28 protein-coding genes, 3 tRNA genes and 1 pseudogene are annotated in these 20182 nt (G+C 69.4%); 21 read left to right on the top strand and 11 right to left on the bottom strand.

The features are described from left to right. On the bottom strand, positions 1 to 274 hold a 274-nt coding region (locus tag OQF71_RS03270; RefSeq protein ID WP_280585778.1), incomplete at its 3' end, for a hypothetical protein. Between OQF71_RS03270 and OQF71_RS03265 the strand changes: the two genes are divergently transcribed. Beyond that, positions 257 to 481, top strand: a complete 225-nt coding sequence (locus tag OQF71_RS03265) for an ATP-binding protein (protein ID WP_280585777.1) — start codon at positions 257 to 259, stop codon at positions 479 to 481. The two genes, OQF71_RS03270 and OQF71_RS03265, sit on opposite strands and share 18 nt — an antisense overlap. 22 nt (positions 482 to 503) lie before the next feature. Here OQF71_RS03265 and OQF71_RS03260 read toward each other — a convergent pair whose 3' ends face one another. Further along, positions 504 to 2009, bottom strand: a complete 1506-nt coding sequence (locus OQF71_RS03260; protein WP_280585775.1) for a replication factor C large subunit — start codon at positions 2007 to 2009, stop codon at positions 504 to 506. A gap of 151 nt (positions 2010 to 2160) precedes the next feature. On the opposite strand from OQF71_RS03260, the pseudogene OQF71_RS03255 reads away from it, so the two are divergent. Further along, positions 2161 to 2360: pseudogene (locus tag OQF71_RS03255) on the top strand (hypothetical protein); the annotation flags it as partial. An 8-nt stretch (positions 2361 to 2368) separates the two neighbouring features. Here OQF71_RS03255 and OQF71_RS03250 read toward each other — a convergent pair. The 6 genes from OQF71_RS03250 to OQF71_RS03225 all read right to left on the bottom strand — a co-directional run bounded on the left by OQF71_RS03250 (position 2369) and on the right by OQF71_RS03225 (position 6850). Beyond that, positions 2369 to 2439, bottom strand: a tRNA-Pro gene (locus OQF71_RS03250). 46 nt (positions 2440 to 2485) lie between these two features. Further along, the gene (locus OQF71_RS03245) at positions 2486 to 3748 is read right to left on the bottom strand and encodes a succinylglutamate desuccinylase/aspartoacylase family protein (protein ID WP_280585774.1); all 1263 of its coding nucleotides are present in this window, start codon (positions 3746 to 3748) and stop codon (positions 2486 to 2488) included. A gap of 22 nt (positions 3749 to 3770) precedes the next feature. Beyond that, positions 3771 to 4748 carry an RNA-guided pseudouridylation complex pseudouridine synthase subunit Cbf5 gene (locus OQF71_RS03240; RefSeq protein ID WP_280585773.1) on the bottom strand — a complete coding sequence of 326 codons (978 nt, stop codon included), beginning with the start codon at positions 4746 to 4748 and terminating at the stop codon, positions 3771 to 3773. Between the two features lie 65 nt (positions 4749 to 4813). Then, positions 4814 to 5392, bottom strand: coding sequence for a (d)CMP kinase (gene cmk, locus OQF71_RS03235; protein ID WP_280585772.1), 579 nt, complete (start codon positions 5390 to 5392; stop codon positions 4814 to 4816). A 95-nt stretch (positions 5393 to 5487) separates the two neighbouring features. Then, positions 5488 to 5820, bottom strand: coding sequence for a hypothetical protein (locus OQF71_RS03230; RefSeq protein ID WP_280585771.1), 333 nt, complete (start codon positions 5818 to 5820; stop codon positions 5488 to 5490). Further along, positions 5810 to 6850 carry a zinc-binding dehydrogenase gene (locus tag OQF71_RS03225; protein WP_280585770.1) on the bottom strand — a complete coding sequence of 347 codons (1041 nt, stop codon included), beginning with the start codon at positions 6848 to 6850 and terminating at the stop codon, positions 5810 to 5812. The genes OQF71_RS03230 and OQF71_RS03225 overlap by 11 nt, the downstream gene beginning before the upstream one ends. A 262-nt stretch (positions 6851 to 7112) precedes the next feature. Between OQF71_RS03225 and OQF71_RS03220 the strand changes: the two genes are divergently transcribed. From OQF71_RS03220 to rpsB, 13 genes are all read left to right on the top strand, one after another. Further along, positions 7113 to 7198: transfer RNA gene (locus OQF71_RS03220), tRNA-Ser, on the top strand. A 57-nt stretch (positions 7199 to 7255) separates the two neighbouring features. Next, positions 7256 to 7777, top strand: coding sequence for a 30S ribosomal protein S13 (locus tag OQF71_RS03215; RefSeq protein WP_280585769.1), 522 nt, complete (start codon positions 7256 to 7258; stop codon positions 7775 to 7777). Then, entirely contained in the window at positions 7774 to 8301 is a 528-nt protein-coding gene (locus OQF71_RS03210; RefSeq protein WP_280585768.1) for a 30S ribosomal protein S4, read from the top strand. Before OQF71_RS03215 ends, OQF71_RS03210 begins: the two co-directional genes overlap by 4 nt. 6 nt (positions 8302 to 8307) lie before the next feature. Further along, positions 8308 to 8697: a 30S ribosomal protein S11 gene (locus OQF71_RS03205; RefSeq protein ID WP_004046448.1), complete on the top strand. Its 390-nt coding sequence runs from the start codon at positions 8308 to 8310 to the stop codon at positions 8695 to 8697. Between the two features lies 1 nt (position 8698). Next, positions 8699 to 9451: a DNA-directed RNA polymerase subunit D gene (locus tag OQF71_RS03200; protein WP_280585759.1), complete on the top strand. Its 753-nt coding sequence runs from the start codon at positions 8699 to 8701 to the stop codon at positions 9449 to 9451. A 167-nt stretch (positions 9452 to 9618) separates the two neighbouring features. Further along, positions 9619 to 9703: transfer RNA gene (locus OQF71_RS03195), tRNA-Leu, on the top strand. A gap of 39 nt (positions 9704 to 9742) precedes the next feature. Beyond that, a complete protein-coding gene (locus tag OQF71_RS03190; RefSeq protein ID WP_007999944.1) occupies positions 9743 to 10096 on the top strand; it encodes a 50S ribosomal protein L18e in 354 nt (117 codons plus the stop codon). Beyond that, positions 10093 to 10542 (top strand): 50S ribosomal protein L13, encoded by a 450-nt coding sequence (locus OQF71_RS03185; RefSeq protein WP_280585758.1) that lies wholly within the window; start codon positions 10093 to 10095, stop codon positions 10540 to 10542. Before OQF71_RS03190 ends, OQF71_RS03185 begins: the two co-directional genes overlap by 4 nt. Next, positions 10536 to 10934 (top strand): 30S ribosomal protein S9, encoded by a 399-nt coding sequence (locus tag OQF71_RS03180; protein WP_280585757.1) that lies wholly within the window; start codon positions 10536 to 10538, stop codon positions 10932 to 10934. Before OQF71_RS03185 ends, OQF71_RS03180 begins: the two co-directional genes overlap by 7 nt. A gap of 12 nt (positions 10935 to 10946) precedes the next feature. After that, positions 10947 to 11141, top strand: a complete 195-nt coding sequence (locus tag OQF71_RS03175; RefSeq protein ID WP_280585756.1) for a DNA-directed RNA polymerase subunit N — start codon at positions 10947 to 10949, stop codon at positions 11139 to 11141. 2 nt (positions 11142 to 11143) lie between these two features. After that, on the top strand, positions 11144 to 11323 hold the full coding sequence (locus OQF71_RS03170; RefSeq protein WP_144796561.1) for a DNA-directed RNA polymerase subunit K: 180 nt from the start codon (positions 11144 to 11146) through the stop codon (positions 11321 to 11323). Further along, positions 11323 to 12525, top strand: coding sequence for a phosphopyruvate hydratase (gene eno, locus OQF71_RS03165; protein ID WP_280585754.1), 1203 nt, complete (start codon positions 11323 to 11325; stop codon positions 12523 to 12525). The genes OQF71_RS03170 and eno overlap by 1 nt, the downstream gene beginning before the upstream one ends. Before the next feature lie 16 nt (positions 12526 to 12541). Beyond that, on the top strand, positions 12542 to 13345 hold the full coding sequence (gene rpsB / locus OQF71_RS03160) for a 30S ribosomal protein S2 (protein WP_280585753.1): 804 nt from the start codon (positions 12542 to 12544) through the stop codon (positions 13343 to 13345). A 91-nt stretch (positions 13346 to 13436) separates the two neighbouring features. Here the strand turns inward: rpsB and OQF71_RS03155 are convergent, their stop codons facing one another. Together OQF71_RS03155 and OQF71_RS03150 are read right to left on the bottom strand one after the other, a co-directional pair. Next, entirely contained in the window at positions 13437 to 13781 is a 345-nt protein-coding gene (locus tag OQF71_RS03155; protein WP_280585752.1) for a DUF4870 domain-containing protein, read from the bottom strand. 25 nt (positions 13782 to 13806) lie between these two features. Further along, on the bottom strand, positions 13807 to 14412 hold the full coding sequence (locus OQF71_RS03150; RefSeq protein ID WP_280585751.1) for a mechanosensitive ion channel domain-containing protein: 606 nt from the start codon (positions 14410 to 14412) through the stop codon (positions 13807 to 13809). Between the two features lie 130 nt (positions 14413 to 14542). Between OQF71_RS03150 and mvk the strand changes: the two genes are divergently transcribed. The 5 genes from mvk to OQF71_RS03125 all read left to right on the top strand — a co-directional run bounded on the left by mvk (position 14543) and on the right by OQF71_RS03125 (position 19662). Further along, positions 14543 to 15559: a mevalonate kinase gene (gene mvk, locus OQF71_RS03145; RefSeq protein ID WP_280585749.1), complete on the top strand. Its 1017-nt coding sequence runs from the start codon at positions 14543 to 14545 to the stop codon at positions 15557 to 15559. Between the two features lie 89 nt (positions 15560 to 15648). Next, positions 15649 to 16392 carry an isopentenyl phosphate kinase gene (locus OQF71_RS03140; protein ID WP_280585780.1) on the top strand — a complete coding sequence of 248 codons (744 nt, stop codon included), beginning with the start codon at positions 15649 to 15651 and terminating at the stop codon, positions 16390 to 16392. 46 nt (positions 16393 to 16438) lie between these two features. After that, positions 16439 to 17494, top strand: a complete 1056-nt coding sequence (locus tag OQF71_RS03135; RefSeq protein WP_280585747.1) for an Mrp/NBP35 family ATP-binding protein — start codon at positions 16439 to 16441, stop codon at positions 17492 to 17494. Continuing rightward, positions 17491 to 17817 (top strand): hypothetical protein, encoded by a 327-nt coding sequence (locus tag OQF71_RS03130; protein ID WP_280585746.1) that lies wholly within the window; start codon positions 17491 to 17493, stop codon positions 17815 to 17817. The genes OQF71_RS03135 and OQF71_RS03130 overlap by 4 nt, the downstream gene beginning before the upstream one ends. 723 nt (positions 17818 to 18540) lie before the next feature. Beyond that, a complete protein-coding gene (locus tag OQF71_RS03125) occupies positions 18541 to 19662 on the top strand; it encodes a GTP-binding protein (protein WP_280585744.1) in 1122 nt (373 codons plus the stop codon). Between the two features lie 24 nt (positions 19663 to 19686). Here the strand turns inward: OQF71_RS03125 and OQF71_RS03120 are convergent, their stop codons facing one another. Further along, entirely contained in the window at positions 19687 to 19839 is a 153-nt protein-coding gene (locus tag OQF71_RS03120) for a hypothetical protein (protein ID WP_004046465.1), read from the bottom strand. Between the two features lie 190 nt (positions 19840 to 20029). Between OQF71_RS03120 and OQF71_RS03115 the strand changes: the two genes are divergently transcribed. Continuing rightward, entirely contained in the window at positions 20030 to 20167 is a 138-nt protein-coding gene (locus OQF71_RS03115) for a hypothetical protein (RefSeq protein ID WP_280585781.1), read from the top strand. Positions 20168 to 20182: the final 15 nt, after the last annotated feature.

Below are 20182 nucleotides of genomic sequence, written 5' to 3'. Positions count from 1 at the left end.
CCACCACGCGCCCCCCGACGACCCCCCCCCTGGCGAGGTGTCCGTGTGAGACGATACGTACTCCGGCAACGAGATCATCCGCGCGACGTTCGGCGACCCGGCCGACGGCGCCGATTCGCTCGACTGCGCCGATGACGGACCGATCGGCGACGCCGTCGCCGCGGACGCGTCCCTCCGGATTGTCGTCGGCTCTCTCCCGGACGGGTTCTACGTCGCGGACGACGGCTCCGGGATCGACCCCTCGGAGCGGGAGTCGATGTTCGAGCCCGGCCACTCGACCGTGGAGGACGGCACCGGGTTCGGCCTCGCGATCGTCGAGCGCGTCGCCGAGGCCCACGGCTGGTCGGTGTCGGCGACGGAGGGGCGGGCGGGCGGCGCGCGCTTCGAGTTCCACGGGGTGGACGTCGTCGACGAGGTCGGCTCGCCCGAACTGGACCGAGGGAACGTCGCGACCGAATCCGACGGCTCGTCGACGAAGTAGCGCCGGGGGCGACGCAGCGTCCTCAAACGAAGTCGCTCAGTCCGGCTTGCCCGTCGTCCTCGGTCTCATCGTCCGCCTCGTCGGCGTCGTCGTCCGCGGTCCCGTTGTCCGCGAGCCCCCCGTTTCCACCGTTTTTCGATCCCGCGGCGCTCCCGACACCGCCGCCCGACTCCGCGTCGCCTTTCGGTTCCTCCGCCACACGCGCCCCGCCGGCGAACGCGCCCTCGGCGTGGTCCTCCATGCGCTCCTCGCGGAGCGCCTGCGCGTCCTCGACGACCGACGCGACCTTGTTGGTGGACTCGCCGGAGCCGGTGACGAAGGCGACGCCCGCTTCGTCGAGGTCGTAGGCCGCCGCCATCGCGACCGTCGACTCGCGGGGCTTGCAGTGGTGGGTGACGGCCTGTAAAAATGGGAGCACCTCGCGTCGCGCGGTCGCGACGCTACAGCCGCTGGCGGCCGCGATCTGTCCGACGACCTCGTCGGCGGTCGCGTCCGAGGAGCTCCAGAACTGCGGACGACCGTAGCGGGTCCACCCGCCCTTCGTCCCGTCGCGGGCGGCGGCGACCCCCGCGGCCGCGTTGTCGGTCGCGTAGCGCCAGTAGGTGTAGTTCTGCGTGGCGCGCACGCGGCCGAGCCACACGTCGGCGTTCGCGAGGAAGTCGTACGCCCGGACCGCCTCGGTCGGCTCGTACACGTCGAGGACGTTGTTCTCGATCCACTTCGTGAGGTCGTCGGGGGTCTCGTCGACGGCGTACGCCGACCGGAGGGCCTCCTCCGCGGACTCCTCTTTCAGCACCGCGTCGAGGAACGGGAACAGTCCGAGCGCCTTGTCGCGGTCGCCGGTAACCACGTCTTCGACCGTGATCGCGTCGCGACCCTCCGTGGCCGCCTGCAGGTCGTTGATCGCCCCCCGGAGGTCGCCGCGGTTGCGCTCGGCGATCTGCTGGAGGGCGTCGGACTCGAACTCGATCCCCTCCTTCCGACAGATATCCCGGAGGACGGGGACGATAGAGCGCGCGGAGACGTCGCGGAACTCGATCTCTTGGGTGGCGTTGCGGAGCCCGCGCGCCATGTCGTAGTAGTCGTTGGCGATGAGGACGATGGGCTGGCCCGACTCCTTGACCAGCTTCGTGATCGCCGAGGCCCCGCCGCGGTCGTAGTTGCCGTGGATGTTGTCGGCCTCGTCCAGAATCACGAGCTGGCGAGAGGCCGTGTCGCCGCCGGCCGCGCCGCCGCCCGCGGCGCTCCCGCCGAGGGTCGCGTTGCGCGCGGCGCGCCCCGCGAAGCGCTCGATAACGTTAGCGGTGCGCTGGTCGGAGGCGTTCAGCTCGACCGTCTCCCAGCCCATGTCGTTCGCGAGCGCGTGGGCCGCGCTCGTCTTCCCGACGCCCGGACTCCCGTGGAGGACGACGGCCTCGCGGTGGTCGTCCCACGAGCGTGCCCAGTCCGCGAACGCGTCCCGAGCCTTGTCGTTGCCGCGGACCTCCGAGAGGGTGCTCGGGCGGTACTTCTCCGTCCAGTCGACCATTATCGGCGGTAGGTCGGTGCGGCGTTTAGTGGTTCCGGAGAGTCACTCCTCGCGTCCACTCTTCAGATCGAGCCGCGGGGCGCCTCCTCGTACACCTCGCCGCTGGAGACGATGGTTCGCCGTCGGACTCGCCGGCGACGAGACACGGGGCGCGGTCGCGGACGCGGACCGACGCGAGCGGCTCCGAGACGCGTTCTCCGAGGCCCGGGACCGAGGGTCGGCGGCGTCCCGACGTTCGAGTACGACGGGCGCACGGTCCGGGGCGCGGTGCCGCCGGAACAGTTGGAACGGCTGGTGGCGGAGATCTGCCCGCGGTCACGACTCCCGACGCGGGCACCGCTCTCGGTCTGAAAAGTAAGTGGGACCGCTGAGAGTCGAACTCAGGTCATACGGACCCCATCCGCATAGGATACCACTACCCCACGGTCCCTGTCTGCACGCGAAAAAATGTGAGTGCGGTAATTAAGGACTTCGCTTCACGCGTCGTCCTCGCGCGGGACCACGAGGTCGCCGTCGTCGCGCACCGCGAGACTGCCGATCGGATCGCCCTCGTAGACCGCCAGCCCCTCGGTCCGCCCGAGCGCGTAGCCGTCGCGGTCGGCGCGGACCGTTCCCCGTTCCTCCCCGGTCGCGGAGACCACGTCGGCGAGGATGTCGCCCTCAGCGAACGTCTCCCCGGCAGCGACGCGGTGCCGGAGGATCCCCGAGTCGTCGGTCGTCGGACCGCGGAAGCGACGCACCGGGAACTCGACCGGCGCGGGACCGAGGTGGTCCGCGGGCCGCCCCACGTCCTCCGGAACCTCTCCGGCCGCGAGGAGACCGAGTTCGGCGGCGACCGCGGAGATCCCGGCGACGCCCGCCTCGACCAACCCGTCGTCGACGACGCTGTGTGCCCCCAGTTCAGCGGTGAACGCCGGAATGCCGGCCTCGTTGAGCACGGCACCCGCGGTCGAGCGATGGAGGCGCTCGTCCACGTACTCCGAGGCCGGGTACTCGCGCACCGTCGGGAAGCCGAAGGCGTCGACGAGCCGACCGATCTCGTCGGAGAGCGCGACCGCGTCGTCCTCGCTGCGGCGCTCCCCGTACAGCACGCGGTCGCGGATCGCGAAGGGCTCGCTGCCGACGCCCGCGGTGTGACAGTCGATCAGCGCGTCGGCGACCACCCCCGTCCCCGCGGACTCGGCGATCGGTGGATCCACCGGCTCGCGGTCGGCGTCGTCGCGGTCGGCATCGTCGCGCCCGGCGACGCCCGTAGCGTCCTCGACCGCCCCGCCCGTGATGGCGGCGTACAGCCGAGCGTCGATCCGCTCCTGCAGTTTCGGCGGACGAGCGGACTCCGCGTCGGCGTCGGGGAAGTGCCGGTTCGGGTCCTCGTCGGCGTAGTACGTGTGCCGCGCGTTCCGCCGCAGGCCGGCCGGCGAGACGACGGGCACCGCGACAATCGTCCCGGAAAGCGCCGCGAGGGCGTCTCTCGCTATCGTCGAAATCGCGTCCTGCACGGCGGCGACGCCGGTCGCCTCGTCGCCGTGGACGCCGCCCGTGAGCCACAGCACGGGCCCGTCTTCCGGACCGTTCGCGACGACGACCGGGAGCCGCTCGGCGGCGCCGGTGGGCAGCTCCGCGACCTCGAACCAGCCGCGGGCGACCTCGCCGGGGGCGGCGCTCGCGGTACCGAGCGCCGCCCGCGTACCGGCCTCGTCGTCGCGCTCGCCGCTCCCCGTCTCCTCGTGGTCGTCCATACCCGGAGGCGCGAGAGCGCGATTATAAAAGCACGCGTTCCAGCGAGACGACGACGCCCGACTCGGCGTCCGGATCGCCGACGAGTCGACCGAGACAGACCGCGACGCCGTCGGGCGTGTGGCACGCGACGAGCGGGGGCTCGCCGCCCCCGTTCTGCTCTCGGCTCTCGTCGGTATCGACACCGTCCGCGCTGATGACGCCGGGCGCGTACACCGGCGCGCCGGTGGCGACGTTGCGCGCGGCCGAGGGCGCGATCGTGACCGACGGGAGGTGCACCAGCGCGTCCTCCGCGGGCCGGACGACCTCGCGAAGCAGCGACTCGTCGCCCTCGAGCGCCCAGGCGAGCCCGTCGGTGAGGTCCTGTAAGGGGCGGAGGTCCCCGTCGCCGAACGGGTCAGTGGCGGTCCGGCGGAGGTGGCCCATGTGGGCGCCCACGCCCGTCGCGAGACCGATATCGTGACACAGCTTTCGGATATACGTCCCCGATTCACACCGGATCCGGAGGAGCGCCTGCCGGTCCGCGACTTCCAGCACGTCGAGCTCGTGGATCGTCCGGGTCCGGAGCCGTCGAGTGACCGCGCTCTTCCGCGGCGGCTTCTGGTAGATCTCCGCCTCGAACTCGTCGACGACCTCGCGGAAGTCGCCCGGGGGCGACCCGTGGAGTTCGAGGACCGAGACGTACTCCTTGCCCCCCTCTAGGAAGACCTGTGCCGCCCGGGTCGCGTCGCCGGTGAGCGTCGGCAGACAGCCGGTGACCTTCGGGTCGAGGGTGCCGGCGTGGGCGACGCCGTCGATCTGTTCGCCCGCCGGGTCGAGCGTCGCGAGCGCGTCGTTGATCGCGTCGCGGACCCACGCGGAGAGCTGGTGCGAGGAGGGGCCCGCGGGCTTGTCGACGTTGACGACGCCGAACCGAAGCAGCTCGGGCACCGAGCGCTCGCCGGGCGGGAGTCGGAGGGGGTCGTCCGCGGGGTCGGCGGATTCGTCGGCTGTGTCTGTCATCGGTCGGCTGTGTCTGTCATCGGTCGGCTGTGTCTGTCATTGGTGGATGCCGTATCGTCGCGGATTCAGAAATCGTAACTCACGCCTTCGATCGGCGCCTTCCCCTCGTCGGCGGCGGGGTCGTACGCGTCGACGGTGGCGACGAGCACGTCGAGGAAGCGTTCGGGCCCCCAGCGGGCGGTGTTGTAGGCGGCGTCGTAGATGGAGAGGTCGTCGATGTCGACGCCGTAGAGCTCGCGGTACCGCTTGCGTTCGGACTCCTCCCGCCGCTCGGTCTCGGTTCGCGCCCGGTCGACGGGTTTCCCCTCTCGGTCGGCGATCCGCTCGGCGCGGACCGAGAGCGGGGCGTCGAACCAGAACCGGAAGTCGGCGTGGTCGGCGGCGAGCCATCCGGCGAGCCGCGACTCTAAAACCAGCTCGTCGCGGGTCGCGGCGATCTCGCGGAGGCGGCCGTCGAGCCTGCGATCGAACTGCGGCTCCTCCTCGGCGAACTCGTTGAACTCGACCGGCGTCATGTCGTGTTCGGCCGCCATCTCGCGAAAGATGTCGCCGCCGGAGACGTGCTCCACGCCGAGACGGTCGGCGAGCCCCGCGGCGTTCGTGCTCTTCCCGCTGCCCGGCGGGCCGGAGACGGTGATCAACATATAGCCACTGTGCGGGTTGCGTTCAAAACGGTTGTCGTTCGGCGCTCGCGGGGGGCCCGTCCCGCTGTCGGGTCCGCGACGGCGACCGCCTCCCGCTACCGGTCCCGCACCGCCGCGGTCATCGACCAGACGGCGACCAGCCCGAGCAGGACGGCGGGGACGAACGGGAGCGCGAGGTACGTCGCGAAGAACGGGAGCCCGAACCAGCCGGCGGCGTACGGGTAGACGTAGATGACGCCGGGGATGACGAGGACGCAGGTGAACAGCACGGCCGTCAGCGCCCATCCCTTCCGGCCGAAGCCGTCGGCTTCCGGCTCTCCGCTGGCCGGACTCTCGCCGTCGCTTTCGCCGTCCGGGACGTGGACGTAGCCGCCGTCGGTCGTGCCGTCGGCGGTCCCGTTCGCGTCGGCGTCGGTCTCAGATCTCACTGTCCGGCCTAACCACTACCTTGCCAAATCCCTCACGGTTCTCGATCATCTCGTGGGCGCGCGCGGCCTCGCTCATCGGGAGGGTGTCGCGGACGTGCGGCTCGAAGGTCCCGTCCCAGACGAGCTCTAAGACGTCGTCGACCTCGCCGGGCGTCGCCATCGTCGAGCCGAGGATCGACAGCTGGTTCCAGAAGATCCGGTTGAGTCCCGCGTCCGGGTTCCCGCCCGTGGTCGCTCCGCAGGTGACGAGCCGGCCGCCCTTCGCCATCGACTGCAGGGAGTTCGGGTAGGTGGCCTCGCCGATGTGGTCGACGACGACGTCGACGCCGCGTTTCCCGGTGAGTTCGGCGATCTCGTCGGCAAAGTCGTTCGCCTCGTAGTCGATGACGTGGTCGGCGCCGCAGTCTTCGGCGTGCGAGAGCTTCTCCTCGGTGGAGGCGGTCGCGAACACCTCACAGCCCGCGTGGTCGGCGATCTGGACGGCAGCGTGGCCGACGCCGCCGGAGGCGCCGAGCACGAGTACCTTCTCGCCCGCCTCGATGTCGGCGCGGGTCTGGAGCATTCGCCACGCGGTCTGGAAGACGAGCGAGGCGGAGCCGGCGGTCTCCCAGTCGACGCCGGACGGAACCGGTACGAGGTTCTCGGCCGGGACGGCGGCGAGCTCGGCATGGACGCCCCGGACGTGCTCGCCGATGATGTGGAACGAGGGGCACAGCGACTCCTCGCCGTGGCGGCAGAACTCGCACTCGCCGCAGGAGACGCCGGCGCTCACGGCGACGCGGTCGCCGGGCTCGAACCGCGTCACGCCCTCGCCGACCGACTCGACGACACCGGCGGCGTCGCTCCCGGGAATGTGGGGCATCTCGAGGTCGATTCCGGGCATCCCGCGACGCGTCCAGATGTCGAGGTGGTTCAGCGCGCCCGCCTTGATGTCGACGAGGACCTCGCCGCGACCGGGGTCGGGGTCCGGGAACTCGCCGTACTCGATCACGTCGCGGTCGCCGTGTGAATCGAATTGGACTGCCTTCATGGATCTGATCACCCGCGGCACCTACTAAACAGTACGCCAAACGGAACCCCCGTGCCGCACGGTATCCCCGTTGCTGCACGGGATCCCCGTTGCCGCACTCGGTGAATCCCCGATCTCCAGTGTTAACTCTTCACACCCGTGCGAACGGGACGCACTCGCCCCGTCCTTCCGTGATGTTTAAGTAGCGAAAGCGGGACCGTACGGATGCACGAACTGCAGGGGCGCCGGGTCCCGAGTCCACGAGGGCGATGATACGACGCGAGTTGCGGTAGCCAAGCCCGGCCCAAGGCGCAGGGTTGCTAACTCTGTGGCGTCACTGCCTCCGGGGTTCAAATCCCCGCCGCAACGCTCGAACGGACCGAGCACCGCCGGATTCGCGCCGGTAGGGCTCACCACAACCAACACATGAGCACGGAAGAACCACAGGACGACTCGCCGGAGGAGGAGGAAGACCTCCAGTACTTCGTCCGGATCGGGGGCGCGGACCTCGACGGGACGAAGACGGTCGAGCGAAGCCTGTCCGAACTCGACGGCATCGGCACGCGCACGGCGCGGCTGGTCGCCGAGAAGGCCGACGTGGATAAGAACGCCACGTTCGGGCTCCTCGACGAGGGTGACATCGACGCGGTGGTCGACATCGCCGAGAACCTCGAAGACCACGTCCCGTCGTGGATGACGAACAGACAGAACGACTTCTACTCCGGAGAGACGACGCACCTCGTCGGCACCGACGTCAGCGAGAAGCGTCGCCACGACATCAACCGGATGAAGGTCATCGAATCGTACAAGGGCGTTCGCCACAAGCGCGGCCAGAAGGTACGCGGCCAGCGCACGAAGTCCACGGGGCGGTCCGAGGGCACAATCGGCGTCAACGTCGAGGAGATCCGCGAGGAGATGGCGGAAGAAGAAGCGGGTGACGAGGAATGAGCACCGGCAAGAACACGAAGGGCTACGAGACGCCGAACCACCCGTACCAGGGCGAGCGCATCGCCGAGGAGTCCGACCTCCTCTCGCGGTACGGCCTGAAGAACAAAGAGGAGTTCTGGCGCGCACAGTCCGAGCTGCGCAGCATGCGACGCGAGGCGCGTCGCCTGCTCGGCGAGGCCCAGGGTGACGTCGACGCCGCCCAAGAGGCCGGCGCGGAGTTCGTTACACGACTCCGCCGCATCGGTATCCTCGGCGACAACGACGACATCTCCGCGGTCCTCTCGCTGGACGTGACCGACCTGCTCGAGCGCCGTCTTCAGACGGTCGCCTATCGGCAGGGGTTCGCGTCTTCGACCCAGCAGGCCCGCCAGTTCATCGTTCACGGCCACATCACCGTCGACGGCGCACGCGTCACGCGCCCCTCGGTGAAGGTCGACGTGGACGACGAGGGCGTCATCGCCTTCGACGAGACGAGCCCGCTCGCGGACGATCTCCACCCCGAGCGCGCGGAGTCACAGGAGTAACCAACCATGAGTGAATCCGAGGACGGAAAGTGGGGCATCGCCCACGTGTACGCGTCGTTCAACAACACGCTCATCACGGTCACCGACGAGACGGGCGCCGAGACGATCGCCAAGTCGTCCGGCGGCACCGTGGTGAAGCAGAACCGCGACGAGGCGTCGCCGTACGCCGCCATGCAGATGGCGGAGGTCGTCGCCGAGCGCGTCAAGGACGCCGGCTTGGAGGGCGTGCACGTTCGCGTGCGCGGCCCCGGCGGCAACCTCAACAAGTCCACCGGTCCCGGTGCGCAGGCGACGATCCGCGCGCTCTCGCGTGCGGGCGTCGAGATCGGCCGGATCGAGGACGTCACGCCAATCCCGCACGACGGGACGAAGGCGCCCAAGAACAAGCGAGTCTGATATGACGGAAGACGACTTCGACGTCCAGTACGTCGAACGGGACGAACGCAGCGCGCGGGTACTGATCCGCGGGCTCACCCCGGCGTTCGCCAACGGCATCCGCCGCGCGATGATCGCCGACGTCCCGACGTTCTCGATCGACACCGTCCGGTTCGTCGAGAACTCCTCCGTCATGTTCGACGAGATGATCGGGCTTCGGCTGGGGCTGGTGCCCCTGAAGACGCCGCTCGACGACTTCGAGGTCGGCGACGAGGTCACCCTCGCGCTCGATGTCGAGGGGCCGGCGACGGCGTACTCCGGCGACATCGAGAGCGCCGACCCGCTCGTCGAGGTCGCCGACGACAACGTGCCGATCATCGAGCTGAAGGAGGGACAGCGGCTGGAGTTCGAGGCGGACGCGGTGCTGAACACCGGCAAGGACCACGCCAAACACCAGGGCGGCGTCTCCGTCGGCTACCGCCACCTCCAGCGCGTCTCGGTCGAGGGCGACCTCGGTGAGTTCGACGACGACGATCCACGGATCCTCCGCGGCGTCATCGAGACGCCCGAGGGGGAAATCGAGCTCACCGACGAGTTCGACAACGACCTCTCGGAGCGGTTCCCCGGGAAGGAGGTCAGCGTCGATGACGTCCCCGGCGCGTTCGTCTTCCACATCGAGACGGACGGGTCGTTCAGCGTCGAGGAACTGCTGCTCCGTGCGATCGACTCCATCGAGGAGCGCGCGGACGAACTACAGACGAAAGTCGCGGTCTAACGTAATGACGGACCTTCGAATCACGCGGCCGGCGCTCGCCCCTGTACGGAGCCGCGGCGCCGCGTCCCGATCCGACGACGCGTCGGGTCGCTCCGGGCCCGCGTCGGGTCGTTCCGACGGCGGGACCGAAAGTGGTTTGAAGGGAGCCGGATTACGCAGGAGTGCACGCAGGGATAGCCAAGTCAGGCCAACGGCGCAGCGTTCAGGGCGCTGTCCTGTAGAGGTCCGCAGGTTCAAATCCTGCTCCCTGCACTCCGTTTTCACTAACTCTCCACCACAGGAGAGACAGCTATGAGTAGCAAGACGAATCCGAAACTACAGAACCTCATCGCCGATCTGAAGTCGGTCTCGCGTGACTCCGGTGCCAACGTGTGGCAGGATGTCGCCGACCGACTGGAGAAGCCACGGCGCACGCACGCTGAGGTCAACCTGGGTCGCATCGAGCGGTACGCTCAGGAAGACGAGACGGTCGTCGTCCCCGGCAAGGTGCTGGGCAGCGGTGTGCTCGAAAAGAACGTCACCGTCGCCGCCGTCGACTTCTCGGGCACCGCCCGCACGAAGATCGATCAGGCCGGCGAAGCGGTGTCGCTTGAACAGTTTGTCGAACAGAATCCCGAAGGCAGCAACGTCCGGGTGATTCGATGAGTCTCGCGAAAATCGACGCGGACGTCGTCGTCGACGCCCGCGACTGCATCCTCGGTCGCGTTTCGTCGAAGGTCGCCCAGCGCGTCCTCGACGGCGAGACGGTCGCCGTCGTCAACGCCGAGCGCGCGGTCATCACCGGTAACGAAGAGGCGACGATGGAGACGTACCACACCCGTGCGGAGCTCGGCTCCGACAGCGGGCCGTACTACCCCAAGCGTCCCGACCGGATCTTCAAGCGTGCCATCCGCGGCATGCTGCCGTACAAGACGGAGGACGGCCGCGAGGCGTTCTCGAACGTCCGCGTCTACGTGGGCAACCCCTACGAGCGCGACGAGGACCTCGAGAGCGTGGTCCTCGACGGCACCTCGCTCGACCGCCTCTCGAACATCAAGTTCACGACGCTCGGGGCAATCTCCGAGTCTCTGGGAGCCAACGTCACATGGTAACTAACACCTCAGGCAAGAAGAAGACGGCCGTCGCCCGCGCCACCGTGCGCGACGGCGAGGGTCGCGTTCGCATCAACTCCCAGCCAGTCGAGCTGGTCGAACCGGAACAGGCACGGCTCAAGATGATGGAGCCGTTCCGCATCGCGGGCGAGGAGCTCCGCGACGGCGTCGACATCGACATCAACGTCGAGGGCGGCGGCTTCAGCGGCCAGGCCGACGCGACGCGGACCGCCATCGCGCGCGGTCTCGTCCAGCACCTCGGCGACGCCGAGCTGCGCGACGCGTACATGAGCTTCGACCGCACGCTGCTGGTCAACGACGTGCGTCAGTCCGAACCCAAGAAGTGGGGCGGACCCGGCGCGCGTGCCCGCTACCAGAAGTCCTACCGCTGAGGTGATCCAGTCATGATGATCCCCGTCCGGTGTTTCACGTGCGGCAACGTCATCGGCGAACACTGGGAGGAGTTCAAGGACCGCGCCCGCGAGGGCGAAGAGGACCCGGGCGACGTGCTCGACGACCTCGGAGTCGACCGGCACTGCTGCCGCCGGATGATAGTCAGCCATCGCGACCTCGTCGACGTCGTCTCCCCGTACCAGTAACAATGTCAACACAGCGATACAATCGATACGAGAAGGCACGCATCCTCGGCGCGCGAGCGCTGCAGGTGTCGTACGGGGCGCCCGTGCTGATCGACACGGACCAGACGGAGCCCATCCTCGTCGCCGCTGAGGAGTACGACGCGGGCGCGCTCCCCTTCACGGTCCGGAGGGAGTCCAACTGATGACCCGCATCACCAGCGTCTCGCTGCGTCGCGTGCTCGACTCGCGGGGGAACCCGACCGTCGAGGCCGACGTGCTCACCGAGTCCGGCGGCTTCGGCCGCGGGGCGGCGCCCAGCGGGGCGTCCACCGGCGAGTACGAGGCGATCGAACTGCCCGCCAGCGAGTCGATCGCGAAAGCCCGAGAACACGCCGTTCCGCGGCTGGAGGGGCTGTACGCGGGCGACCAGCGCGCCGTCGACAACGCCCTCCGGGCGGCCGACGGGACGGACGACTTCTCCGCGATCGGCGCCAACAGCGCGGTCGCGATCTCGATGGCGGCCGCGAAGGCCGCCGCCGACGTGCTCGGTGCACCGCTGTACCAGCACCTCGGGGGCGCGTTCCGCGGCGAGAACTTCCCGATCCCGCTCGGCAACGTCGTCGGCGGCGGGGAGCACGCCAAGGAAGCGACCCACATTCAGGAGTTCCTCTCGGCGCCGGTCGGCGCGCCCAGCGTCTCGGAGGCCGTCTTCGCGAACGCCGCGGTCCACGCGGCGGTCGCGGACGTGCTCGACGAGCGCGGCGTGCCGGCCGCGAAGGGCGACGAGGGCGCGTGGGCGCCCCCCATCTCGGACGCCGACGCGTTCGAGGTCGTCGAGGAGGCGGTCGACCGCGTCGAGGACGAGGTGGGTTTCGAGATCCGCTTCGGGCTCGACATGGCGGCCGCCGAGCTGTACGACGACGACGCCGATGCGTACGTCTACGGCGACGAGACCAAATCGACCGACGAGCAGGTCGAGTACGTCGCCGGCCTCGTCGACGAGTACGACCTCGCGTACGTCGAGGACCCGCTCGATGAGAACGACTACGAGGCGTTCGCGGCGCTGACCGACCGGGTCGGCGACCGGACGCTGATCTGCGGCGACGACCTGTTCGTCACCAACGTCGAGCGGCTCCAAGAGGGGATCGACGTCGGCGCGGCCAACAGCATCCTGATCAAGCCGAACCAGATCGGGACGCTGTCGGACGCGTTCGACGCGGTCGAACTCGCCGCCCGCAACGGGTACGAGACCGTCATCTCGCACCGTTCGGGCGAGACGGAGGATACGACCATCGCACACCTCGCCGTGGCGACCGACGCCGGCTACATCAAGACCGGCACGGTCGGCGGCGAGCGCACCGCCAAGCTGAACGAACTGGTCCGCATCGCGGACGACGCGGTATGACGGGCCCACACCACGCATGAGCGAAGACAACGACGCGGTCGAACTCGACGACGACGCGGAGACCGAGGCGGTCGACGCGGCGGTCGAGGAGGAGGCCGACACGACCGAGGAACCGACCGCCGACGCGGCTGCCGAGGAGGCACCCGCCGACGCCGAGACCGGAGACGCAGACGAGGCGGGCGACGCCGCCGACGAGGAGGAGGCCTCCCCGTTCGACGACGACGTCATGCCCGACGACGACGTCGACCTGCTGATCCCCGTCGAGGACTACCTCTCCGCCGGTGTCCACATCGGGACCCAGCAGAAGACGGCCGACATGGAGCGGTTCATCCACCGCGTCCGCGACGACGGCCTGTACGTGCTCGACGTGAGCACGACGGACCAGCGGATCCGCACCGCGGCGGACTTCCTCTCGGACTACAACCCCGAGCAGATCCTCGTCACGTCCTCGCGGCAGTACGGTCGATTCCCGGCCGAGAAGTTCGCGGACGCCATCGGCGCCCGCGCCCGCACGGGGCGCTTCATTCCCGGCACGCTGACGAACCCCGACTACGCCGGCTACATCGAGCCGGACGTCGTCGTGGTGACCGACCCGATCGGCGACGCACAGGCCGTCAAGGAGGCCATCACCGTCGGTATCCCGGTCATCGCGATGTGCGACTCCAACAACCAGCTGTCGAACGTCGACCTCGTCATCCCGACGAACAACAAGGGTCGACGCGCGCTGTCGGTCGTCTACTGGCTCCTCGCCAACGAGACGCTCGACCGCCGCGGCGCCGACACCGTGTTCGCCCTCGACGACTTCGAGGACGAACTGTAACCGGTCTTCGACGTCGAGTTCGACTTTTTGACGCGCGATTCGATCCCGTAGCCACGGCGTTCGCCGCGACGACGGGCGTCGCGATCGCGACCTACAGCAGGTCGATCGTCAGCGGGTAGTGCCACGTCTCGCCGTCGGCCGCCTTCACCGCGGCGACGATCACGAAGACGGTATCGAGGAGTCCGAGCAGCGGGAGGAGCAGGAGTCCGATGCCGACGACGATCAGGACCGCGGCGACGATCGAGTAGAGCGTGAACCAGATCTGCCAGTCGATCGCGCGCCGCGCGTTCGCCTTCACGAACTCGTCGTCGGTCACGAGCAGGACGACGAGCGGCCCGATCAGCCACGTGAACAGCGCGAGGATGTGCGTGATAGCCGCCATCGTCGTGTCGCCGTCGGCGGTACTGACGTCTCTCGTCTCCGGTGTGGAGGACATGGAGGCGAGATCCGGGCCCCGCTAATTAACTGTTGTCTCGGGATTCCGCGCCGGTCGGCGACTCCTCGTGTCCGTCGGTGGAGTCGGTGTCCGCTTCCGGCACGTCGTGGGTCCAGCGCGGTTCTATCTCTCGGTTCGCGAGCACGACCCGGTCGCCGTCGTCCGTGTCGATCCGGGTCTTCCGGAGCTCGATGGCGGCGACGATCCCCGTCACGCCCTTCGCTTCGACGCGGTATCCCACGTTGAAGTCGGGGTCGCGGAGGAGGTAGACGCCGGCCACCGTGTCCTCTATCATCTCCGAGAGCGCGTAGGAGACGCCCAGCGCGATGAAGCCGACGGCGGTGCCGAGGCTCGCCGCGATGTCGCCCATTCCGAGCACCTTCAGAAACGTCAGGGCGACGCCGAACCACAGGAAGATCGCCACCAGCGTGACGATGAGATCGCCCACGAGCTCGCGGTTGCCGACGTACACGCGCTCGATCGAGGACCTGACGATCACGAGGACGATCCGGACCGTCACGTACGCCAGCGTGAGGAAGACCACCCCCGAGAGCAGCCGCGGTATCGCGACAGCCACGCCGTCGACGAAGTTCGCGACCGACCGCGTGAGTAGCGACGAGATCTGCGTCATGGCGAACGGGACGGGGGCCGACGCCGAAAAGGTGGCGGGGGAGGAGCCTCTTGCCGTCCCACCTTCGAGAACTGCCGACGGCGACCCGACAAGCGCAACGCCTGTAAGCCCGCGGAGAGAGGGAGTTCGTATGACCGTCTGTGAAGCGCCGGGGAAGGTGTATCTCTTCGGCGAACACGCCGTCGTGTACGGCGAGCCGGCCGTACCTGCCGCCATCGAGCGACGCGCCACGGTGACCGCCGAGCCGCGGGCCGACGACCACGTCCGCGTCGAGGCCGAGGACCTCTCGCTCGACGGGTTCACGGTGGAGTACTCCGGCGGCACCGGCGACCGCCCCGATGTCGACGTGCCGACGCCGCTGGTCGAGGCCGCGATGGGGTACGTCGACGCCGCGGTCCGGCAGGCGCGCTCGGCCGCCGACGCCCCCGACGCGGGCTTTGACATCACCGTCGAAAGCGATATTCCGCTCGGGGCTGGGCTAGGGTCGTCGGCGGCCGTCGTGGTCGCGGGAATCGACGCCGCGACCCGCGCGCTCGGGGAGCCGCTCGACCGCCGCGAATTGGCCGACCGCGCGTACCGCGCGGAGTTCGAGGTGCAGGACGGGCAGGCGTCGCGCGCGGACACCTTCTGCTCGACGATGGGCGGTGCGGTCCGCGTCGAGGGCGACGACTGCGAACCGATCGAGGCGCCGAACCTGCCGTTCGTCGTCGGCTTCGACGGGGGCGCCGGCGACACCGGCGAGCTCGTGGCCGGCGTCGGCGAGCTCCGCGAGGAGTACCGGTTCGCGGCGGACACCGTCGAGTCGATCGGCGACCTCGTCCGGACCGGTGAGGCGCTGCTGGCCGACGCCGTCCCCGAGACGGAGCCGTCGCCGGAGCTACTCGCGGAGCTCGGCGAGCTGATGGACTTCAACCACGGCCTGCTCGCCGCGCTCGGCGTCTCGGCGCGGTCGCTCGACGCGATGGTGTGGGCGTCTCGCGACGCGGGCGCGCACGGCGCAAAGCTCACGGGCGCGGGCGGCGGCGGCTGTATCGTCGCGCTCGACGCCAGCGACGCGACGGAAACCGCGCTCTCGTTCACGCAGGGGTGTGAGGATTCGTTCCGCGCCGAGTTGGCGACTGAGGGCGTCCGGGTGGTGGAGTCGTGACCGCGGACCGCGGTGCGTCCGGGGCGGACGCCGACGACACCGCCCGCGAGGCCGACGACGCGGCCGACTCCGACCCCGCGCCCCCCGTCGTGCTCAAGCTCGGCGGGAGCCTGATCACCGAGAAGGACCGGCCCGAGACGCTCGACGACGACGCCCTCGCGGCCGCCTGCGACGCGATCGCCGAGGCCCTCGCCGAGGGCTCGGTCGAGCGGCTCGTCGTCGTCCACGGCGGCGGAAGCTTCGGTCATCATCACGCCAGCGAGCACGGCGTGTCGACGAGCGCGGGAACGCGTGACCCGGCGGGGGTGATGGACATCCACGGGGCGATGACGACGCTGAACCGGGCGGTCCTCGACCGGCTTCACGACCGCGACGTGCCCGCGGTGCCGGTCCACCCGCTGTCGCTCTCGGCTCGCCCCGACGGGGTCGCCGGCGACCTCGACCTGCCGCGCGGCTCGACCGCGACGCTGCTCGACGAGGGGTTCGTTCCCGTACTCCACGGCGACGGCGTCGCGACCGCGGGAGAGGGGGTCACCGTCGTCTCCGGCGACGAACTGGTCGTCGAGCTCGCCGCGGGCCTCGGGGCGCGCCGCGTAGGCGTCTGCTCGACCGTTCCCGGCGTCCTCGACGCCGACGGCGAGGTGATCCCCGCCATCGACTCGTTCGACGCGGTGGCCGACGCGCTCGGCGCGAGCGACGCGACCGACGTCTCGGGCGGGATGGCGGCGAAGGTCCGTGAGCTCCTGGCGCTCGGCGCGCCGGCGTACGTGTTCGGCGCCGACGGACTGATACCGTTCCTACGGGGGGAAGACGCCGGCACGCGGGTCGACTGATTCGGGGTACAGAACCCTTATTCGCCCCACCGCCCTCCCTCCGGGCATGAACGAAGCGGATATCCGGGAGCGGCTCGCGGACGTGCGGGACCCCGACCTCGGGGACGACATCGTCTCGCTCGGGCTGGTGAACCACGTCGCCGTCGAGGCGGGCGAGGACGGCGCCGGCGGGACGGTCCGCGTGTCGCTCGCGCTCGGCGCGCCGTTCTCGCCGCACGAGTCGGCGATCGCCGAGGACGTCCGGGCGGCGCTCGCCGACACGGGATTCGAGGTGGATCTCTCGGCGTCGATCCCGGACGAATTGGACGCGGACGAGCAGGTGTTGCCGGGCGTGAAGAACGTGATCGCGGTCGCCTCCGGGAAGGGCGGCGTCGGCAAGTCGACGATGGCCGTCAACATCGCGGCCGGGCTCTCCGGGCTCGGCGCGCGGGTCGGGCTCTTTGACGCCGACGTGTACGGGCCGAACGTCCCGCGGATGGTCTCGGCCGAGGAGCGCCCGCAGACCGACGGCGAGACGATCGTCCCGCCCGAGCGCTTCGGCGTGAAACTGATGAGCATGGACTTCCTCACCGGCGAGGACGACCCGGTCATCTGGCGCGGGCCGATGGTCCACAAGATCATCACTCAACTCGTCGAGGACGTGGAGTGGGGCGAACTCGACTACCTGATCATGGACCTGCCGCCGGGCACCGGTGACACCCAGCTCACGATCCTCCAGACGCTCCCGCTGACGGGCGCCGTGATCGTCACGACGCCGGAGGAGGTCGCGCTCGACGACGCGGTGAAGGGGCTCCGGATGTTCGGCAAGCACGATACGAACGTGCTCGGAATCGCCGAGAACATGGCCGGCTTCCGGTGTCCGGACTGCGGCGGCTTCCACGAGATCTTCGGTTCCGGCGGTGGAAAGGCGATCGCGCAGGAGCACGAACTCCCCTTCTTGGGGGGCGTCCCGCTTGATCCCGCGGTCCGGACCGGCGGCGACGACGGCGAGCCGGTGGTCTTGGGGGAGGGCGAGACCGCGGACGCGTTCCGGGTGATAGTGGAGAACGTCGCGAACAACGCCGGGGTGGTGCGCCGCCGCGGGGTGACCGAGGGACGATGAGCGGGGAGGACGGAGAGCGCGAGCGCAGTGAGGACGACGACCCCGCCGACCCCCTCGACGCCGCAGGCGTCGACCCGGTCGTCCCGGAGTCGGCCGCGGACGCGGCTGCGGGGGAGTTCCCCGAGGACGACGAGCTCCGCACGTTCCTCCGCGAGATCGCGGGCGACGTGCGGGGCGACAGCTCCGAGAGCAAGCAGCTCTCGGCGATCCTTTATCGCGTCTCGGACTTATACGACCCCGACGAGCAGACGTCTCCCGAGGAGATTTATCTGAACGTCCGGCACATCATGCAGATCAAAGCGCAGGGCGGGATCGAGCGATAGGGGGCGGTTGGTGGTGGGGGAGCCGGCTGAGAGGTCCTCGACGATCGCTTCTAAACGACCGCTACGAGTATTGCGGTGACCGCCTCCCAAGCCCCAGCCGCTCGGCTGTACGACCACCGGTGGCTCGACGCAGAACGCTTTCAGAGCCCCAGCCGCTCGCTTATAAATAGTTGCTGACGGATCGGTGATGAACACCTCCAAAGCCCCAGCCGCGAGGACTGCGCACGCTCGCTGCGCGCTTCGGTCGCTCGCGCCGCTCGCTCCCTCTAGTGCTTGCGTCGCCTGCGCAGTCCTCGCGACTGCCCCTTCGAGTCCCGCCCCGACCGCATCACCGGAAGACGTTCCTGCTCGCTTCGCTGCGCGGGCTGCGACTTCCGTGCTCCCGCTCGCGCCGCTCGCGGGACCGCGGCCTCACGCCTCCCCAGCCTCGTCGCTCACTCGGGGCTCCCTTCGGTCGCCCACGTCGCTCGCGACTCCCTCGCGCGTGCGACTCACGCCCTACGGGCGCTCGTCGGCACGCGCCACCGCGGTCCGTTTATACCCCCTGAGACCGGTTTTCGGCACCACTCAGTCAGTCACACCCGCTCTACTAACACCGTCTCGTCGTTGTGGCGGGCTTCGACGTGCTCGGGCACCGGCGCCTCCGTGAACGTGAAATTTGTGACGACGGGAACCCCGCCGATCGATCGTTTCATACTGGTAGCACGTCTCACGGTAACGCACATGACCGACGATCGGATTCCCGTGACCGTTCTCAGCGGGTACCTCGGCGCCGGGAAGACGACGATGGTGAACCACCTGCTCGCGGATCCCGGCGACAGGCGGATCGCCGTCATCCTGAACGACATGGGCGAGGTGAACGTCGACGCCGAGCTCGTCGCGCGCGAGAACGACGACGAGGGGATCGTCGACCTCTCGAACGGTTGCATCTGCTGCCGGCTGCAGGACGACCTGCTGAGCGAGGCCGCGGCGCTCGCGGAGTCTCGCGAGTTCGACTACCTGCTCGTGGAGTCGTCGGGCATCTCCGAGCCGATCCCGATCGCTCGGGCGTTCACGGAAGGGACCGAGGACTCCGACGTCGACCCGACGGAGCGCTTCCGGCTCGACACGATGGTGACGGTCCTCGACACCTACGGGTTCTGGAAGGAGTTCGACGCGGGGGAAACCCTCCCGGGGGACGGGGAACCGGCCGCGGACCGCCCGCTCGCGGACGTGCTCGTCGAGGGAGTCGAGTTCTGCGACGTGCTCGTGTTGAACAAGACGGACATGGTCCCCGACGACGTGCTCGACGAGATCGAGTCGGTCGCCGACCGGCTCGGCCCGCGGGCGAAGCGGATCCGGACCAGCTACTCCGAGGTCGACCCGGGGGAGGTGCTCGACACGGGTCGGTTCGACTTCGAGACGGCCAAGCAGTCTCCAGGGTGGAAGCGCGCGATCGCCGAGAGCGGGGCGGACGGACACGGACGAGATGGAGAACACGATCACGGCCACGACCACGACGAGGGCGCCGCCGCGGCCCACGGGGTCGACTCGTTCGTCTATCGCTCCGCGGAGGAACTCGATCCGGAGCCGTTCGCGGCGTGGCTCGACGACTGGGACGGCGCCATCGTTCGGGCGAAGGGGGTCGCGAACGTCGCGGGCACCGACGAGGTCATCGGCGTGAGTCAGGCCGGCCCCTCGGTGCAGGCGGGACCGATCGGCGAGTGGGGGCCCGACGACGACCGCCGCACGCGACTCGTGTTCATCGGCAGCGAGATGAACGAAGCGCGGATTCGACGGGAACTCGACGACCTCGCGGTATCGGACCCGGACGCGGTCGAGAGCGCGGACGCGTTCCCGATCTGAGCCGACCTCACCGGTCGGCCCGAGTCAGATACCGAGTTCCGCCTGCAGGTCGTCCCAGTCCTCGTGGAACCCGTGGGTGGATTCGGTCTCGGCGCCGACCGCCGACTGATAGACGTCGTCGTACTTCAACAGCTCGCCCCACCCGTCGTGGAACGCCCAGTTACAGTACTTGCACATACGAGACGCAACGCGGAGGACCGACATACCGGTTTCGGCGGTGCCGGGAGAGAGTCGATCCGCGACCGCCGGCGGGAGCACGCCCCGACGCCGCCGACAGAGTGAACCCGGTTCGTGACGTACGGTACCTATCGGCGCGAGTCGACCGCGGCGACACCTCACCATGGTCACATACAGGCGGGGCGGACACGTGCAAGGCGACGAGGCGGTCGAGCGACGCTGTGACCACTGCGACTGGCACTGCGTCGCCGACGGGTATCCGGAGCTCGTTTCGCGGTATCAGTCGCACCTCCGGGTGGAGCATCCGAAAGCGTGGCTCCGGGCCTGACGGTCGACGCGGCGT

This window comes from Halorubrum sp. Boch-26 (genome assembly GCF_029889805.1).
Taxonomy (GTDB): Archaea; Halobacteriota; Halobacteria; order Halobacteriales; family Haloferacaceae; genus Halorubrum.
Note: the sequence above shows the minus strand (reverse complement) of the source record. Positions and strands in the feature narration are given on the sequence as shown.

Bases quoted from the DNA above. Each gene is read 5' to 3' on its own strand.
- OQF71_RS03180 (WP_280585757.1), top strand. From the start codon at position 10,536: ATGGTAACTAACACCTCAGGCAAGAAGAAGACGGCCGTCGCCCGCGCC.
- OQF71_RS03170 (WP_144796561.1), top strand. From the start codon at position 11,144: ATGTCAACACAGCGATACAATCGATACGAGAAGGCACGCATCCTCGGC.
- OQF71_RS03125 (WP_280585744.1), top strand. From the start codon at position 18,541: ATGACCGACGATCGGATTCCCGTGACCGTTCTCAGCGGGTACCTCGGC.
- OQF71_RS03240 (WP_280585773.1), bottom strand. From the start codon at position 4,748: ATGACAGACACAGCCGACGAATCCGCCGACCCCGCGGACGACCCCCTC.
- cmk (WP_280585772.1), bottom strand. From the start codon at position 5,392: ATGTTGATCACCGTCTCCGGCCCGCCGGGCAGCGGGAAGAGCACGAAC.
- OQF71_RS03245 (WP_280585774.1), bottom strand. From the start codon at position 3,748: ATGGACGACCACGAGGAGACGGGGAGCGGCGAGCGCGACGACGAGGCC.
- OQF71_RS03150 (WP_280585751.1), bottom strand. From the start codon at position 14,412: ATGACGCAGATCTCGTCGCTACTCACGCGGTCGGTCGCGAACTTCGTC.
- OQF71_RS03260 (WP_280585775.1), bottom strand. From the start codon at position 2,009: ATGGTCGACTGGACGGAGAAGTACCGCCCGAGCACCCTCTCGGAGGTC.
- OQF71_RS03135 (WP_280585747.1), top strand. From the start codon at position 16,439: ATGAACGAAGCGGATATCCGGGAGCGGCTCGCGGACGTGCGGGACCCC.
- OQF71_RS03215 (WP_280585769.1), top strand. From the start codon at position 7,256: ATGAGCACGGAAGAACCACAGGACGACTCGCCGGAGGAGGAGGAAGAC.
- mvk (WP_280585749.1), top strand. From the start codon at position 14,543: ATGACCGTCTGTGAAGCGCCGGGGAAGGTGTATCTCTTCGGCGAACAC.
- OQF71_RS03265 (WP_280585777.1), top strand. From the start codon at position 257: ATGTTCGAGCCCGGCCACTCGACCGTGGAGGACGGCACCGGGTTCGGC.
- OQF71_RS03205 (WP_004046448.1), top strand. From the start codon at position 8,308: ATGAGTGAATCCGAGGACGGAAAGTGGGGCATCGCCCACGTGTACGCG.
- OQF71_RS03200 (WP_280585759.1), top strand. From the start codon at position 8,699: ATGACGGAAGACGACTTCGACGTCCAGTACGTCGAACGGGACGAACGC.
- rpsB (WP_280585753.1), top strand. From the start codon at position 12,542: ATGAGCGAAGACAACGACGCGGTCGAACTCGACGACGACGCGGAGACC.
- OQF71_RS03185 (WP_280585758.1), top strand. From the start codon at position 10,093: ATGAGTCTCGCGAAAATCGACGCGGACGTCGTCGTCGACGCCCGCGAC.
- OQF71_RS03155 (WP_280585752.1), bottom strand. From the start codon at position 13,781: ATGTCCTCCACACCGGAGACGAGAGACGTCAGTACCGCCGACGGCGAC.
- OQF71_RS03190 (WP_007999944.1), top strand. From the start codon at position 9,743: ATGAGTAGCAAGACGAATCCGAAACTACAGAACCTCATCGCCGATCTG.
- OQF71_RS03120 (WP_004046465.1), bottom strand. From the start codon at position 19,839: ATGTGCAAGTACTGTAACTGGGCGTTCCACGACGGGTGGGGCGAGCTG.
- eno (WP_280585754.1), top strand. From the start codon at position 11,323: ATGACCCGCATCACCAGCGTCTCGCTGCGTCGCGTGCTCGACTCGCGG.
- OQF71_RS03130 (WP_280585746.1), top strand. From the start codon at position 17,491: ATGAGCGGGGAGGACGGAGAGCGCGAGCGCAGTGAGGACGACGACCCC.
- OQF71_RS03210 (WP_280585768.1), top strand. From the start codon at position 7,774: ATGAGCACCGGCAAGAACACGAAGGGCTACGAGACGCCGAACCACCCG.
- OQF71_RS03225 (WP_280585770.1), bottom strand. From the start codon at position 6,850: ATGAAGGCAGTCCAATTCGATTCACACGGCGACCGCGACGTGATCGAG.
- OQF71_RS03175 (WP_280585756.1), top strand. From the start codon at position 10,947: ATGATGATCCCCGTCCGGTGTTTCACGTGCGGCAACGTCATCGGCGAA.